The sequence below is a fragment of the Chryseobacterium sp. TB1-D10 genome, from assembly GCF_059803555.1.
Map to the genome: position 1 here is coordinate 191,444 of NZ_JAPFHB010000005.1, position 13,435 is coordinate 204,878.

Consider the following 13,435-nt stretch of genomic DNA (forward strand, 5'->3'; position numbering starts at 1 on the left):
CAAAAAGTTACTACCTAACTACTATTTGAATTTAGTGATTCCCAAACCGTCAATCTCATCCGCAATTCTTTTTTCGTGGTGGTGATGTGGTTTTCGGTCGTTGGTAAAGAATAGATTGTTTCTTGCTTTTGCGATGATTTTTGCGTTTCTACTCTCGGAAATCACGTATTCGTGATGAGCATTTGCGAAATTTTCATTCATAAAATCCTGAGTCTTTTCTTCTACATTCACGGCGCCATTGTTGTCCAGGATGTCCTTCACGATGTGCGCGTCCTGCTCGGTCTGTAGATGGACGGTAATCGTGTTGTGGTCGATACTTGCGTATTCGAAACGGGCTTTGTCGAGATGATTATCATCAAATAACCAGTTCCAAAAACCATTTTTCTTCTCAATGTCCACATTTTGCACAGTCTCCTGATGAGAATGAGAAAGATTGTAGTCATTGTAACCAGCGTTTTCCAATTTTAAAAGGACCTTGTCAGCCTCTAGCTGAGTGGGAAAAAGCCCTACAACAATATAAGACATAGCTGTAATGTTTTGATGAGACGAAATAAAAAGAACACTTCTGAACCAGATTTTCTGTTATCTGATTTCTAATATTAAATATATGTTAATTTTATCAAATAAACAAGCCTTTCAAAATAAATTGAAAGGCTTGTTGAATTTTTCGCAAAGAAAACTACTTTTCTGTGTTGTCTGTTTTTCCGTCTTTGTTAACTTCAGAGCTTTTATCGATGTCTTTTTTATTGATATTTGGTGGATTCTTTTTGTCTGAAGAAGCTGGCATATCCCGGAAATCTTCAGTCTGTTTTTTCTGTTCGGACGAGTTGTTGCTTTCTTGTTTTTTATCTGGTTCCATAACGATTGATTTTTATAATTCGGTTGCGGGAAAAGTATTGGTCTTATCCTCGATGGAATAATGCAATGCCTTTGCCAAAACGAATATATCGTTCAGATTATCTTTTAATTGTTTTTTGCTTTGCTCTTTCAGGTTGTTCTGGTTCACGCTTTTTGCCATATTTTTCTTGGCAGATTCCATTATGCCGTTGATGTCTTTCTGAGTGAATCTATTAATGGCGTAATCATCCATAAAATGAATTTTCACATCTGGGAAAATCTTTATTTCGGGCTGAGGTAATTCATTAATAATGAGTTTTTTATTTACAGTATCAACATCAATTTTCATCTGTTTCAAATCGTATGAAACCTGAGCTTTTGCAGTCGTATAAAGAACCATTTCACGTGGCAGAATATCAAATCCGGCAATGCTTGCTGCTGAACTTTTGTGTGTCTGGAAGCTGGAAAAATCTTGTTCCAAAACTACCATTTTGTTCATTTTCTGGATTTGATTTGTGATGAGGTAATAATCTTGATTTACCAAAGCTGCATCTTCCTTTTTGTTGCAACTTCTCCACGATAGAAATAAAAAAACCGTAAGAATGATTCCGAAAATAAAAGAAAGGATGCCTGTGTATTTTGTCATTGATTTTGAATTTGTCAGCAATATTTAAACGTAGAATCTTATGCAGCCCGACTTGAGTGGAAATCCTTTTTTGTGGCTGGAAAAGCCAAGGCAAAAAGATTGGGAACGGAAGGCGGAATAGCTGCCCAAATTATTATTTAAATAAGCCTGTATTATTATCTCTTTTCAAAATATTAAGCAAATCTTTCTCCAAAAATCCGGTTTCGGGCATTTCTGTGATTCTACCGATTTCTTTTCCGTATTTTTTGACGATGATTGTCGGAACTCTTGTGATGTTGTAGATTCCTTCTTCGCCAGCTGGAGATTCCTTTTTACGGTTCACTCCGATGATTTGCATTTTTTCGGTATTGTATTTCAAAGTTTCCAGAATCTTTATCAATCTTGGGAATTCTCTGTGGCTGTCCTCGCACCAGCTTCCTACGAAAACGACCAAAGTGTAGCTGTTCAGTTTTTCTTTTTTAAGTTCGGCTAAACTTGCCTGGTCAATTTGGTAGCGGTTGTATTCCTCATCAAACCAGGTTTTGTAAGGTTCTTTTCGGAATTGGTCAAGCGTTTGCGTTCCCAAAAGCATTTTGCCATCGTTCTTGGATTCTACTTCACGGTTCACGATGACGCGTTCTGCACAAGAAGTGACAAACATCAAAGCAAGCAAACCAAATAATATTGAAATTTTTTTCATCCTGAGTTTTTTATTTTAAAAGTGAAGCCAAGTCAGCAGCAGAGTAATATTTGTTCTTCAAAACCTTGTTGTCTGCAACGCGGTGAACATTGTATTTGTCGCCGGATTTTTCGTAATAAGCATCGGTTCCTTTGGCTTTATAAAATTCCACCGTTTCCTGTGCCTGAACTTCATTATCACAAGCTTTGGACATATTGGAACGCTGAACTTCATTGAATAATTCCACGAATTTATCTCCCAATCCGAACTCCAAAACCGCGCCGCTCAAAACATACTGAAGGTCGCAAAGTGCGTCGGCAACTTCTACCAAATCGTTGTCTTCAATCGCTTTTTTCAGTTCGTCCAATTCTTCCTGTAAAAGGCTAACTCTCAACTCAGCACGTTCTTTTGAAGGAATCTGTGGCGTGTCAAGGATTGGAGCGTTGAAGGTTTTGTGAAATTCGGCAACTTGGTTCAGGCTGTCTATCTTTTCCATATTTTTTTCTAAAATTTTAACAAATATAAAAAATGCCATCCTTAAAGACAGCATTTATTTTTATTAACCACAAAAGTCACAAAAGATATTTATTAAACTAAAAAAGGATTAAGTTCAAAAAAGTAAATCTGAAAAATGCTTTTTTAGTCTTTTGAATTGTTTAAAACTTTTGTGGTTTTAGATATTACTTCAACCTTTCCAAAACGCCTTTCCGTTTCACAATATTCTTATAATCCCATTGGATTTCTATGGATTTCTCCAACCATCGTTTCAAATCATCTTTATCAATTTCATTTACGTCATTATAAAAAATAGAGGCATCCTGAAATTTTTCACCTTCCACATTCAGTTTTTCTTCATTGAAAGATTTTCCGCTCCAAAACATCAAACGGATTCCTCGTTTCTGTTTACTGTAACCCACAATTGGATTTCCATCCAGAAACCAAACCGGATGCGAATGCCAGATTTTGTTTTCGGCCTCTGGAAGATGTTTGCAGATGTCTTCGGAAAGAACAGTTGCTATTTTTTCGTCTTCGGATTCTAATATTTGATTATAAAGTTTGATATCCGGATTCATTTCATTTAAAATGATAGATTATAATTAGAATTTATCATCAGCAGTTGGCCCGTATAAACCAGGAACTTTGTTACCAGTAGAACGAAGATAGACCACAAGTTCGCCACGGTGATGATACAGATGATTGTACAAAAACCCACGAATTACCTGAACTTTTGGCATCGGAGGAAAAATTTCGTTGCCACCAGCCAGCATTTTCCATTGGTTCATATAAACTGCTTCGTCAGAATTTTCAATTGCTTTTTGAGCATTAGCTACATTTTCTTCAAATTTAGCAACGATATTTTCTGCTTTAGAAATGTCACCTTTATCATAATTGTAAGAACCCATATCAAGAACATCCTGATTGAAAGTTGATTCATACCAATTGTAAACTTCAGCAATATGTGAAGCCAATTGAGCCGTAGTCCAGTTTTTCTCTGATGGTTTCCAGTCTAAAGCGCTGTCCGGAATTGCTTTCAAAAGTTTTCTTGTGTTTTCTGCTTCATGCAAAAATTCACCTAAAAGTGCTTGTTTAATCATTCGTGTTTTAATTTTATGTTAATAAATTATTGTGTAATATCTCTTCCAATCACCAATCTCTGGATTTCAGAAGTTCCTTCGCCAATCGTACAAAGTTTAGAATCTCTGTAGAATTTCTCAACAGGGAAATCCTTTGTATAGCCGTAACCACCGAAAATCTGAACCGCATTATTCGAAATTCTTACGCAAGCTTCAGAAGCGTATAATTTTGCCATTGCGCCTTCACGGGTCATTTTTGCTTTCGCGTTTTTAAGGTCAGAAGCTCTTCTGATTAGCAGTTCTGAAGCGTCAATTTCTGTCGCCATATCAGCCAACATAAAGTTAACCGCCTGAAAACTCGAAATAGATTTTCCGAACTGGTGTCTTTCCTGAGCATATTTAAGTGCGGCTTTGTAAGCACCTCTCGCAATTCCTAAACTCAAAGCAGCAATCGAAATACGACCGCCGTCAAGGATTTTCATCGCCTGTTTGAAACCACTTCCCACTTCGCCCAATCTGTGAGAATCCGGAACGCGAACGTTGTCGAAAATCAATTCTGCTGTTTCCGAGGCACGCATTCCCAATTTATTTTCTTTTTTACCGGAAGTGAAACCAGCCATTCCTTTTTCCAACACGAAAGCTGTGGAATTATTTTTTGCACCAATTTCTCCCGTTCTTGTCATTACTACCGCAATATCGCCGGAAATAGCGTGCGTGATGAAGTTTTTTGCACCGTTGATAATCCATTCGTCGCCATCTTTGATCGCTGTTGTGGACATTCCGCCGGAATCTGAACCTGTGTTGTGCTCCGTCAATCCCCAAGCGCCGATGACTTTTCCGGAAGCCAAATCTGGCAGCCATTTTCTTCTTTGCTCTTCATTTCCGAATTCGTAAATGTGATTCGTACAAAGAGAATTGTGAGCCGCAACGGATAATCCAATCGATGGGTCAACTTGTGAAATCTCGTCCAAAATCGTCACATATTCCTGATAACCAAGACCAGAACCACCATATTCCTCAGGAATTACGATTCCCATAAAACCTAATTCACCCAACTGGTGAAATAATTCTACAGGGAAAGTTTGGCTCTCGTCCCAATCCATAATGTTGGGGCGGATATTTTTTTCAGCAAAATCTTTTGCCGTTTCAGCTATCATTTTTAGGTTGTCCATAGTGGCAGTATCCATACTTTTATCTTTGTCGCCAAATATAGAAAAATTAGGTTAAGGATAAATTATTTTTAAAATTTGTTTTTTATTCTTTATAAATCGAGGTTTTCATTATTTTAGCCTAGAATTTTTTCATATGAATCCGAAATTAAAAACCCTTTTATTCTTTCTCGTCGGTGCTTTTGCCGGAATCTCGGTAATGTTTCTCATCACAAATTACAAAATCGAGAAGCGAAATAAATTTCTGGCGGAAGCTGGAAGTCGGAAGTCAGAAGTTACCAAGTCTGAAAACAAAACTTACAGAGAATCAAATTCAGAAAATTCTATAGGAGAATTGACGAATGAAATTAAAGTTATTTCTTACGTGAAATCCAATCACAAATTACCGGATTATTACCTCACAAAATCAGAAGCTAAAAATCAAGGCTGGATTGCATCAAAAGGAAATCTCTGTAACGTTTTGCCAGGAAAAGCGATTGGTGGCGACAAATTCAGCAATCGTGAAAGACAACTTCCAAAAGGCGAACAATATTACGAAGCAGACGTGAATTACAACTGCGGAAACCGCGGCGCAGACAGAATTGTTTTTACTGAAGATGGTGATGTTTGGCTGACGAAGAATCATTATAAAAGTTTTGAGAAGAAATAGTCAGAAGCTGGATGTCAGAAGTCGGAGGATTTTTGATTCGTAAATGACTGTAATCTAATATTGCTAACTTCGGACATCGGTCTTCCGACTTCCGACAAAAATTATAAAATGAAAGAAATACTAATCGATTTTTCAAACATCGGCGACTACGAAGATTTTTACACGGAATTGAAATCCAAATTAGAATTGCCGGAATATTTCGGAGACAATCTGGATGCGCTTTCGGATGTGATTTCGGGTGGTTTGCAATTACCGCTTCATATCGAATTTGTGAATATGAGCGTGGATCAACTGGAAACTTTCGAAGACCTTCTGACGACCTTGGAAGATGTAGAAGACGAAGTGGAAGATTTTACATTCACTTATTTCCTTGAACAATACGAAGATGATGAAGATAAAAATTCAGATGAAAATGAATAATAATACACGAAAAGCCACGATTGATGACCTTTCCCAACTGGCGCAATTATTTGATGAATACAGAATGTTCTATCACAAAACCTCCGATATTTCCGGTGCCGAACAATTTATTTCCGAAAGGTTGGAAAGTCAGGATTCTGAAATTTTTGTGATTGATGAAGAAGGAAAGTTAGGTGGTTTTGTACAGCTTTATCCATTGTTTTCGTCTACGAGAATGAAACGTTATTGGCTTCTGAATGACCTTTACGTAAATCCTGAATTTCGTGGAAAAGCTTATTCCAAAGCGTTGATTGAGGAAGCAAAAGAACTTTGCAGAACATCAAACTCTTGTGGAATGTACCTTGAAACCGGAAAAGAAAATATGATTGGAAATCAATTGTATCCAAGTGCAGGTTTCAAGAAATATGATGAGGTTAATTTCTATGAGTGGACGATAGACGTATAAGTTTAAATGTTTGTACTTATTGTTTTTCGTATAAACCTTATTTAATATAAAGTATTGTTTAGCCTTATTAATATTATCTGCAATTATCAACTATTGATTAAATATTTAATATGATGTATTTTTCATAGTTTATTTTTAATATCTTTAAATAAAAAAACTATGAAAAAACTATTTACCCTTTTGTTTTTGACATTTGTGCAGTTTACATTCTCACAAAATATAAATTTTACTGATGTTAATTTTAAAAACTTCTTATTACAGTCCTCTCCCACTAATGGATTTGTACGTGATCTAAATAATAATTCTATAAAATTAGATCAAAACAATGATGGCGAAATCCAGATTTCTGAAGCAGAGAATGTATCCCTCATCAGTTTCAATGGGAGATTTTCATCAAGTCAAGATTATATTTTTTATTCCTTTATACCTTCTTATGATACTGAACTTCCCATAAAAGATATTTATTCTTTAGAGGGTATCAGTTATTTCAAAAATTTGAGAATTTTGGATTGTGCTTATGCTAAAATAACGTCTTTAGATTTTACTAATCTCAGCAAATTAGAACAGTTGTATTGCAAAAAAAATCAGATTACCAATTTTACTAATTTTCAATATGTAAAGACACTTTATGCTTTAGATTGTTCATTTAACTTATTGCAAAATCTTGATATATCTCAAGCTTCTCAAAATGTTAGCAAAGAAGCGGTCCTGTTTAGATTTAATGATAACAATTTAAAAAGTCTGAATTTACAGAATGGTAAGAAAACAGCTTGGTGTTGTTTGTGTGATTGGATGTTTTGTCCATTTGCGAGTGAGATTTTTTATGTATTTAACACGTGTTGTTATCAGCCTAAAATTGAAAACAATCCTAATCTCACAGATTTAAAAATAAATTGTAACGAATTCGGGTATCCGCCTTTTGCAATAGACAATTGTGACGTCCAAAGCACCACAGAAATTGCTGATATTAACGATAAAATTAAAATATCTCAAAATCCGTCTAATGGCGTACTTACAATTTTTAGCCCATTAAAAATTGAAAGATATACGATTCTTGATATGGCTGGACGAGTTTTGAAAAGCGAAAAGACCGAAAATAAAAACATTGATATTTCTTATTTTAATAAGGGCGTTTTTATCATTAAAGTCGAAACAAGACAAGGTATTGCAAACTTAAAATTTATCAAAAATTAAAATTCTAACTCAAATAAATGTAATCATAAACTTATGACAGAATTCGAAAAATACATACAGCGCTATTTGGATTTGGTTCCCTCTGAACATTGGATCGAGGAATTGAAAATTTCCGGTAAAAAGACTTTGGAGATTTATGAAAAACTTTCCGAAGAGCAAGCCAACTTCGCTTATGCTGAAGGTAAATGGACTCTGAAAATACTTCTGCAACATCTCATTGATACAGAAAAAGTTTTTGCTTATCGCGCGATGAGATTTTCCAGAAATGACCAATCATTGGTTTCAGGTTTTGATGAAGAAGCTTGGGCGGATAATTCTTACGCAGAAACCCGAACTTTGAAAAGTCTGATTAAAGAATTTAAAGTGACGAGAAAGCAGTCGTCTATTTTCTTCAAAACACTTCCGGCAGAAGCTTTACAATTGATTGGAATCGTGAATGAGAATGAAATAAAAGTAGAGACGATTGGAAAGTTAACCGTTGGTCACAATCTTCATCATTTGAATATTATTAAGGAAAGGTATTTGCCAAATTTATAATGGACTTATCTAAAGAAATACTCAATGTTGCATTAGATATGTCAATGGAATTAGGTGAAAATTGGTTGAAAACAATTCACGAAAGACTTCATAAAAAGTATCCGGAAATTTCTTCTGAAGATTTAGAAAAAATTAATTCCATTTGTAAAGAGGTGAATAAATTTGCAAATAATTATGTTTACAAAAGCGGTTCAATTATTAATAAAGAAATCAGTTTTGTAGATTTCAATAAATTCAAAGATGCTATGTTATTAAAGTATGATTGGATATCGGTAAGTAACTTGAACCAGTTGTACAGCCAAAGTTGTTATTATGCAATGAAATGATTTTAAATATTTCTATTTTTTCCTAGTCAAATACTTTCTACCCGGAATAAAAAGCAACAAAGCCCCAATCACAAACATCGATAATCTGGAAAGGAAATCACCACTTTTGGTATAGAATGTTTCGTGGTCTATGAGATTCACTTTTGCCATCAAAGCGCCTTTTGCGCCGTAAGGCAAATCGTCCACAATATCGCCTCTGGAATTGATGTGCGCACTTGTTCCGCTGTTCGCCGCTCTGGCAATTTCCCGTCTGGTTTCTATCGCTCTTAATTTTGCGTAATCCAATAATTGTTTGTGTCCCTGAGAATATCCCCACCAGGAATCATTCGTCACAATCGTTAAAAGATTGGCTCCCTTTTTCACATAATCAGTCACATATTCGCCATAGACACTTTCGTAGCAGATGATTGGCGCAATCACGGATTTGTTGTAAGGATTTTTGAAGACTTTTCGTTCCTTAGAAACACCAAGAGAACGAGTGGTTCCGCCAAGGTCTAGCATTACGTCGCCTAAAATTGGTTTAAAGAAATTGATGTATGGAAAAATCTCAACGCCTGGAACCAACATCGCTTTGTGATACACTTCCGGCTTTTGATTCGGGATAATTTGTATTGCAGAATTATATTCGTCAACCCAAATGCCTTGTCTTTCAAGATAGCTTGCTGTGACTGGTTTTTTCTCATCATTTTTGTAAACGTAATAGCTGGAAATTCCGCCCATGAAAACCGATTTTGGATGTTGCGTAAGAAATGCCTTAATATTACTAATGAGCATACTGTTATTAAATCCTTTTTCACTTATAGAACCTGGACCCGGCAGAGATGTTTCCGGAGAAAGATAAAGGTCGATGTTTTTATTTCCTGCTTTATCTTTTAGAATGGAATTTTCAGTTGCCAATTTTAAAAGATCGCTTTCAATTGTCAAACTGTCTTTCTGATATTTTTCATTATAAGGATCCAACGCTGGCTGAAGCATTGTCACGCTCAAAGTTCCGACAGATTTCGGTGAATAGTTATAATATTTGACCAAAGAAATTAACATCGGTAAAATGATGAAACCAGCCACCATTGATACATTTTTTATCAAAGGTTTTCTCTTTCGTCCGGCTTCCCAGATTCTAAACGTATAAAATGCGAGAACGTTGCAAATCAAAATCCAGAAACTTCCTCCAGTTGCGCCCAAAGTGTCGTACCACTGTATGAATTCGTGATAATCTGCAAAGACATTTCCAAGGTTCAGCCAAGGCCAGGTAAATTCCCAAACGAGATGCAACTTTTCAAACGTCATCCAAATTACCACAAAAAACACCAAGCCAAAATACGTTCCCTGACTTCTTTTGTAAAGCCGATAAAAATGGAAAATGATTGACATAAAAAAAGCATTCGTCAGAACCGGAAACAAAACGGCCAGGAGAGAATTGCTACCATCCGGAAGTTTGGAATTGTAAAGCCAACCTGTGGTAACGGCGTTCCAAATGACAAACGTAAGATAGGACAAACCAAATATCGCTAAGCTTTTCCTTTTAATATCACTGAATTTTGCAATGTTGTGTTCCATCATCAACAAAGGAACAAATGCAAAAAATATAAAAAACGGAATCCCGTAAGTCGGCCAGGAAATGGCGAGCAAAACGCCGGATATTAAAGCTAATAGAAGGTTTTTCATAATATTTTTTTTTGAACACAAAGTTCACAAAGAATTTTTCCAATTATTATGTTACAAGTTTCACAAAGGCGTAAAACTTAACAAAGATTTTTACTTTTATGAGCAAAGCGCCTTTGTGAGACTTAAAAAAATATATTTTACTAAAAGAACTTTGTGTTCATTTATATGTTTGTTTTAAGAAAATCTTTTCTTTCTAATAAAATAGAATCCTGCGCCCAAAATTCCCAAAATCCCAAAAGGCAAAAGTAAATTGATCCATTGCCATTTTGATCTTTCTGCGTCTACTCTTTCTCTGTCAAGCAAACGGATTTCAATTGTTCTGTTTCGGAGTTCCATCAGATTGCTGTCATCCAAAAGATAATCCAGGGCATTTCTGAGGAATTGCGCGTTTCCATAATGTTCTTTGGTAAGCAAATCTTCGCCCAAAGGAAGCGGTTTTCCTTTCCAGAGCTGATTTCTGGCGATGTCACCATCTGCAATCACGAGCATTTTATTTTCGGGACTTTTAGCTTTGAAGCCGGGATAAGCATTTTTCTCGCTTCTTGTCGCATATGCTGAGGTAAATTTTCCTTCCAGAGCCACTGCGAAAATCTTCGGCGGCGTAGGACGTTCCATTTCTCCAATACTGTCAGCACGGACGATTTCCGACAAGGCAACATAATTCGGAACGGTTTTGCTGATCGTTCTTTCACTCGATTCAAAAAGGACTCTGGTTTTGATATTTTTTCTTCCTAAAGTGTCTATGGATGTCGGAAATTCAAATTTTACAGGATTGATATTTTTGGTGATCGGATTTTTGGTTTCAGCAATTCCCAATGGGAAATAAGGCCAGAGAAAACTGCTGTATTGCGGATTTCCAGCCACTTCACCGGAAACAATTCTGATCAACGCAGATTTCTTCATATCCTTCGTTAAAGCCGGATTGATCCTCAAACCATAATTGAACATAAAATCGGTCAGATTAAGGTCAATAGGATAAGCCATTATTTTTTTCGCCTGAAAAAGCGTGTCCATTTCTGCATTCACAGCGTCTATCATCCAAAGTGTTTTTCCGCCGTTCATAATGTATTGATCCAGAATTACTTTTTCGTTATCGGTAAAAGCTTTTCTTGGTTTTGCAATCACAAGCGCATCCATTTGTTTCAACTTTGGAACATCGGCGAGTGAAAGTTCGGTTTTATTTTCCGGAATGATTGGGCCAACGTTGTAATTTTCCATTGCAACGTCCAGAAATCCCTGGAATTCGTCCGGACTTAACTCCTGTTGATTAACTAGAAATCCAACATTCTTGGCAGTTTCTTCAGTCAAACCTTTGATGGTTGAGACGAAATTATATTCAAGACTTTCGATTGATTTGCTCAGTTGTGTGTTTGCATCGATTCCAGATTGCTGGATGATAAGCGGAACAGCCGTTCCGTAGCCATTATATTTGATCGCCGCATACGGAAACATCACAATTTCCGAGATTTTTCCTTCTTTCATATCCGGAAGGATGGAGGGCTGCATTCCCATTCCTGCCAATGTATCCTGCGGAATTTTCTCTGCAATAGGATCACGGAACTTGTAATCGATTTTCGGATTAATCTTTCGGAACTCGTCCAGCATAAATTTGGTTTCATTCTGAAGCTGCTTGAAGGAAGCCGGAAAATCGCCATCCAGATAGACTTCGATGGTCATCGGTTTGTTCACATTTTCCAAAACTTTAATCGTAGAATCCGAAAGTGTATAGCGTTTTTCCGCCGTGAGATCGAAACGTTTGTAAACCAATCCGCTCATCCCGATGATCAGAAGAACCGCTATAATGATAAGTGTGATTTTATTTTTTTTATTCATCTTAATGATAATGAATTTTTGAATCTTTTTACTTTAATCTTGAATCTTTCCTTATTTCTTTCTCCAGACAAACCAACTCGCCAATCCTAATCCTATAAATATGACGAATAGGAAATAGCAAACGTCTCTTGTATCAATTTGTCCTCTTGTAAACGCTAAGAAATGCTGGTAAAATCCGATATTCTGCAAAATATAATCTGCACTTCCCAACAATTTATAACTCGCCAATTGCTCGATTCCGAAATAAGAAATGAAACAAATGAAAACGCCTAACAAATAGGCTGTAATTTGACTTGAAGAAAGTGATGAAGCCAAAATCCCAACTGCGGAAAATGCGGCAATCAGAATAATCAATCCGATGTAACTTCCGAAAGTCATACTTCCGTCAATATTCCCTTCCGGAACGCCTAAGACATAAACTGTATAATAATAAACCAACGAAGGTAAAAGACATAAAATTCCAACTAACCAAACGGATAGAAATTTTCCGCCAATGATTTCCGTAATTTTTACTGGTTGAGAAAAAAGCCAATATAAAGTTCCTGATTGTTGTTCCTCTGCCAAAGTTCTCATACTGATTGCCGGAATGATGAACATAAAAAGCCACGGCGAGAGCACAAAAAAACTTTGTATAGAAGCGCTTCCGATATCGAAAATATTAAAATCATTCTCGAAGAAGAAAAGGAAAAGCACAGAAATAATACTGAATGCGCCAATGATAATCCACGCGCTCCAGTTTCCGAAAAAGTTCCAAAGTTCTTTTTTGAATATTGCGATCATATATTAATTTGAAAATATTAAAGTTAGATGATTTTTAGTTTTTTAATCCTGATTTTTAATTTTGTTTCGATTGACCAATTTTACAATTGAAGTAATCAAAAATATAATTCCGAAGAATCCTAAAAGCAGATGCCACCAATATTCTATAACGTAATATTTGAGGATTACTGTAAATACGACGGCAAATAAAATGAAGGTTGCAATCTCATTAAACTGACGGAGTTTGATATTACTCGTTGGTAAAATGCTGCCATTTAGTTTTTTGAGTTCTTTTACTTTTTTCCAGCACCAGAAATGGTAAATTCCAAGCCCAACCAAAAATGTTAGTTTCAAATGAAACCAAGGCGTTTTCATCAGTCCTGAATTCAGAAAAATCATTGTCAGTCCGGAAAGCAGCATCAAAATTCCTGCAGGAACGGTAATGATATTCCAAAGTCTGACAGCCATAAAAATATATTGATTTCTTAGAATCTGCTGTTTTACTTCATCAAAACCATCCGTGTCCTTATAGTAAACAAAAAGTCTTACCAAATAGAAAATCCCGGCAAAGTAACTTACCATGAAAATAATGTGAATCGCTTTGATAATGGAATAAAGCATTGGTAATTTTTTGCAAAGATACTTTTTATTGGTAGAAGATAAAATAGGGAATGTATGCGATCACTTATAAATTATTGATGTTAAATTTGATGTATTTTTAGT

Annotated in this window: 18 protein-coding genes; 6 read left to right on the forward strand and 12 right to left on the reverse strand. The window is 35.9% G+C overall.

What is annotated here, in order from left to right:
• Positions 1-21 precede the first annotated feature (21 nt).
• The 8 genes from OPU68_RS08780 to OPU68_RS08815 all read right to left on the reverse strand — a co-directional run bounded on the left by OPU68_RS08780 (position 22) and on the right by OPU68_RS08815 (position 4,902).
• Entirely contained in the window at positions 22-525 is a 504-nt protein-coding gene (locus OPU68_RS08780) for a hypothetical protein (protein WP_498473608.1), read from the reverse strand.
• A 154-nt stretch (positions 526-679) separates the two neighbouring features.
• Positions 680-859: a hypothetical protein gene (locus tag OPU68_RS08785; protein ID WP_498473609.1), complete on the reverse strand. Its 180-nt coding sequence runs from the start codon at positions 857-859 to the stop codon at positions 680-682.
• A gap of 12 nt (positions 860-871) precedes the next feature.
• Positions 872-1,483: a DUF4230 domain-containing protein gene (locus OPU68_RS08790; RefSeq protein WP_498473610.1), complete on the reverse strand. Its 612-nt coding sequence runs from the start codon at positions 1,481-1,483 to the stop codon at positions 872-874.
• 133 nt (positions 1,484-1,616) lie between these two features.
• Complete coding sequence (locus tag OPU68_RS08795; RefSeq protein WP_498473611.1) at positions 1,617-2,162, reverse strand: TlpA family protein disulfide reductase; 546 nt, start codon at positions 2,160-2,162, stop codon at positions 1,617-1,619.
• 10 nt (positions 2,163-2,172) lie between these two features.
• The gene (locus tag OPU68_RS08800; protein WP_034965178.1) at positions 2,173-2,637 is read right to left on the reverse strand and encodes a pyrophosphohydrolase domain-containing protein; all 465 of its coding nucleotides are present in this window, start codon (positions 2,635-2,637) and stop codon (positions 2,173-2,175) included.
• A gap of 184 nt (positions 2,638-2,821) precedes the next feature.
• The gene (locus OPU68_RS08805; RefSeq protein ID WP_498473612.1) at positions 2,822-3,214 is read right to left on the reverse strand and encodes a DUF1801 domain-containing protein; all 393 of its coding nucleotides are present in this window, start codon (positions 3,212-3,214) and stop codon (positions 2,822-2,824) included.
• Positions 3,215-3,238: 24 nt separating this feature from the next.
• Positions 3,239-3,736: a DinB family protein gene (locus OPU68_RS08810; RefSeq protein WP_498473613.1), complete on the reverse strand. Its 498-nt coding sequence runs from the start codon at positions 3,734-3,736 to the stop codon at positions 3,239-3,241.
• Between the two features lie 26 nt (positions 3,737-3,762).
• A complete protein-coding gene (locus OPU68_RS08815; protein ID WP_498473614.1) occupies positions 3,763-4,902 on the reverse strand; it encodes an acyl-CoA dehydrogenase family protein in 1,140 nt (379 codons plus the stop codon).
• 118 nt (positions 4,903-5,020) lie between these two features.
• Here OPU68_RS08815 and OPU68_RS08820 point away from each other — a divergent pair, with 118 nt between their 5' ends.
• The 6 genes from OPU68_RS08820 (at position 5,021) to OPU68_RS08845 (ending at position 8,455) form a co-directional block, all read left to right on the forward strand.
• Positions 5,021-5,533: a ribonuclease domain-containing protein gene (locus OPU68_RS08820; protein ID WP_498473615.1), complete on the forward strand. Its 513-nt coding sequence runs from the start codon at positions 5,021-5,023 to the stop codon at positions 5,531-5,533.
• 108 nt (positions 5,534-5,641) lie between these two features.
• On the forward strand, positions 5,642-5,953 hold the full coding sequence (locus tag OPU68_RS08825) for a barstar family protein (RefSeq protein WP_498473616.1): 312 nt from the start codon (positions 5,642-5,644) through the stop codon (positions 5,951-5,953).
• A complete protein-coding gene (locus tag OPU68_RS08830; RefSeq protein ID WP_498473617.1) occupies positions 5,946-6,398 on the forward strand; it encodes a GNAT family N-acetyltransferase in 453 nt (150 codons plus the stop codon). Before OPU68_RS08825 ends, OPU68_RS08830 begins: the two co-directional genes overlap by 8 nt.
• Before the next feature lie 159 nt (positions 6,399-6,557).
• Positions 6,558-7,592 (forward strand): T9SS type A sorting domain-containing protein, encoded by a 1,035-nt coding sequence (locus OPU68_RS08835; protein WP_498473618.1) that lies wholly within the window; start codon positions 6,558-6,560, stop codon positions 7,590-7,592.
• A gap of 33 nt (positions 7,593-7,625) precedes the next feature.
• A complete protein-coding gene (locus tag OPU68_RS08840; RefSeq protein ID WP_498473619.1) occupies positions 7,626-8,129 on the forward strand; it encodes a DinB family protein in 504 nt (167 codons plus the stop codon).
• The gene (locus OPU68_RS08845) at positions 8,129-8,455 is read left to right on the forward strand and encodes a hypothetical protein (protein ID WP_498473620.1); all 327 of its coding nucleotides are present in this window, start codon (positions 8,129-8,131) and stop codon (positions 8,453-8,455) included. Before OPU68_RS08840 ends, OPU68_RS08845 begins: the two co-directional genes overlap by 1 nt.
• Positions 8,456-8,467: 12 nt before the next feature.
• Here OPU68_RS08845 and lnt read toward each other — a convergent pair whose 3' ends face one another.
• From lnt to OPU68_RS08865, 4 genes are all read right to left on the reverse strand, one after another.
• The gene (gene lnt, locus OPU68_RS08850) at positions 8,468-10,120 is read right to left on the reverse strand and encodes an apolipoprotein N-acyltransferase (RefSeq protein ID WP_498473621.1); all 1,653 of its coding nucleotides are present in this window, start codon (positions 10,118-10,120) and stop codon (positions 8,468-8,470) included.
• 174 nt (positions 10,121-10,294) lie between these two features.
• Complete coding sequence (gene gldG, locus OPU68_RS08855) at positions 10,295-11,953, reverse strand: gliding motility-associated ABC transporter substrate-binding protein GldG (RefSeq protein ID WP_498473622.1); 1,659 nt, start codon at positions 11,951-11,953, stop codon at positions 10,295-10,297.
• A gap of 51 nt (positions 11,954-12,004) precedes the next feature.
• Positions 12,005-12,733 carry an ABC transporter permease gene (locus tag OPU68_RS08860; protein ID WP_498473623.1) on the reverse strand — a complete coding sequence of 243 codons (729 nt, stop codon included), beginning with the start codon at positions 12,731-12,733 and terminating at the stop codon, positions 12,005-12,007.
• A gap of 42 nt (positions 12,734-12,775) precedes the next feature.
• Positions 12,776-13,333: a CopD family protein gene (locus OPU68_RS08865; RefSeq protein WP_498473624.1), complete on the reverse strand. Its 558-nt coding sequence runs from the start codon at positions 13,331-13,333 to the stop codon at positions 12,776-12,778.
• Between the last annotated feature and the right edge of the window lie 102 nt (positions 13,334-13,435).

What these genes read in the sequence shown, in the direction of transcription:
- OPU68_RS08780 (WP_498473608.1), bottom strand. Translation starts at nt 525, where the DNA reads ATGTCTTATATTGTTGTAGGGCTTTTTCCCACTCAGCTAGAGGCTGAC.
- OPU68_RS08785 (WP_498473609.1), bottom strand. Translation starts at nt 859, where the DNA reads ATGGAACCAGATAAAAAACAAGAAAGCAACAACTCGTCCGAACAGAAA.
- OPU68_RS08790 (WP_498473610.1), bottom strand. Translation starts at nt 1,483, where the DNA reads ATGACAAAATACACAGGCATCCTTTCTTTTATTTTCGGAATCATTCTT.
- OPU68_RS08795 (WP_498473611.1), bottom strand. Translation starts at nt 2,162, where the DNA reads ATGAAAAAAATTTCAATATTATTTGGTTTGCTTGCTTTGATGTTTGTC.
- OPU68_RS08800 (WP_034965178.1), bottom strand. Translation starts at nt 2,637, where the DNA reads ATGGAAAAGATAGACAGCCTGAACCAAGTTGCCGAATTTCACAAAACC.
- OPU68_RS08805 (WP_498473612.1), bottom strand. Translation starts at nt 3,214, where the DNA reads ATGAATCCGGATATCAAACTTTATAATCAAATATTAGAATCCGAAGAC.
- OPU68_RS08810 (WP_498473613.1), bottom strand. Translation starts at nt 3,736, where the DNA reads ATGATTAAACAAGCACTTTTAGGTGAATTTTTGCATGAAGCAGAAAAC.
- OPU68_RS08815 (WP_498473614.1), bottom strand. Translation starts at nt 4,902, where the DNA reads ATGGATACTGCCACTATGGACAACCTAAAAATGATAGCTGAAACGGCA.
- OPU68_RS08820 (WP_498473615.1), top strand. Translation starts at nt 5,021, where the DNA reads ATGAATCCGAAATTAAAAACCCTTTTATTCTTTCTCGTCGGTGCTTTT.
- OPU68_RS08825 (WP_498473616.1), top strand. Translation starts at nt 5,642, where the DNA reads ATGAAAGAAATACTAATCGATTTTTCAAACATCGGCGACTACGAAGAT.
- OPU68_RS08830 (WP_498473617.1), top strand. Translation starts at nt 5,946, where the DNA reads ATGAATAATAATACACGAAAAGCCACGATTGATGACCTTTCCCAACTG.
- OPU68_RS08835 (WP_498473618.1), top strand. Translation starts at nt 6,558, where the DNA reads ATGAAAAAACTATTTACCCTTTTGTTTTTGACATTTGTGCAGTTTACA.
- OPU68_RS08840 (WP_498473619.1), top strand. Translation starts at nt 7,626, where the DNA reads ATGACAGAATTCGAAAAATACATACAGCGCTATTTGGATTTGGTTCCC.
- OPU68_RS08845 (WP_498473620.1), top strand. Translation starts at nt 8,129, where the DNA reads ATGGACTTATCTAAAGAAATACTCAATGTTGCATTAGATATGTCAATG.
- lnt (WP_498473621.1), bottom strand. Translation starts at nt 10,120, where the DNA reads ATGAAAAACCTTCTATTAGCTTTAATATCCGGCGTTTTGCTCGCCATT.
- gldG (WP_498473622.1), bottom strand. Translation starts at nt 11,953, where the DNA reads ATGAATAAAAAAAATAAAATCACACTTATCATTATAGCGGTTCTTCTG.
- OPU68_RS08860 (WP_498473623.1), bottom strand. Translation starts at nt 12,733, where the DNA reads ATGATCGCAATATTCAAAAAAGAACTTTGGAACTTTTTCGGAAACTGG.
- OPU68_RS08865 (WP_498473624.1), bottom strand. Translation starts at nt 13,333, where the DNA reads ATGCTTTATTCCATTATCAAAGCGATTCACATTATTTTCATGGTAAGT.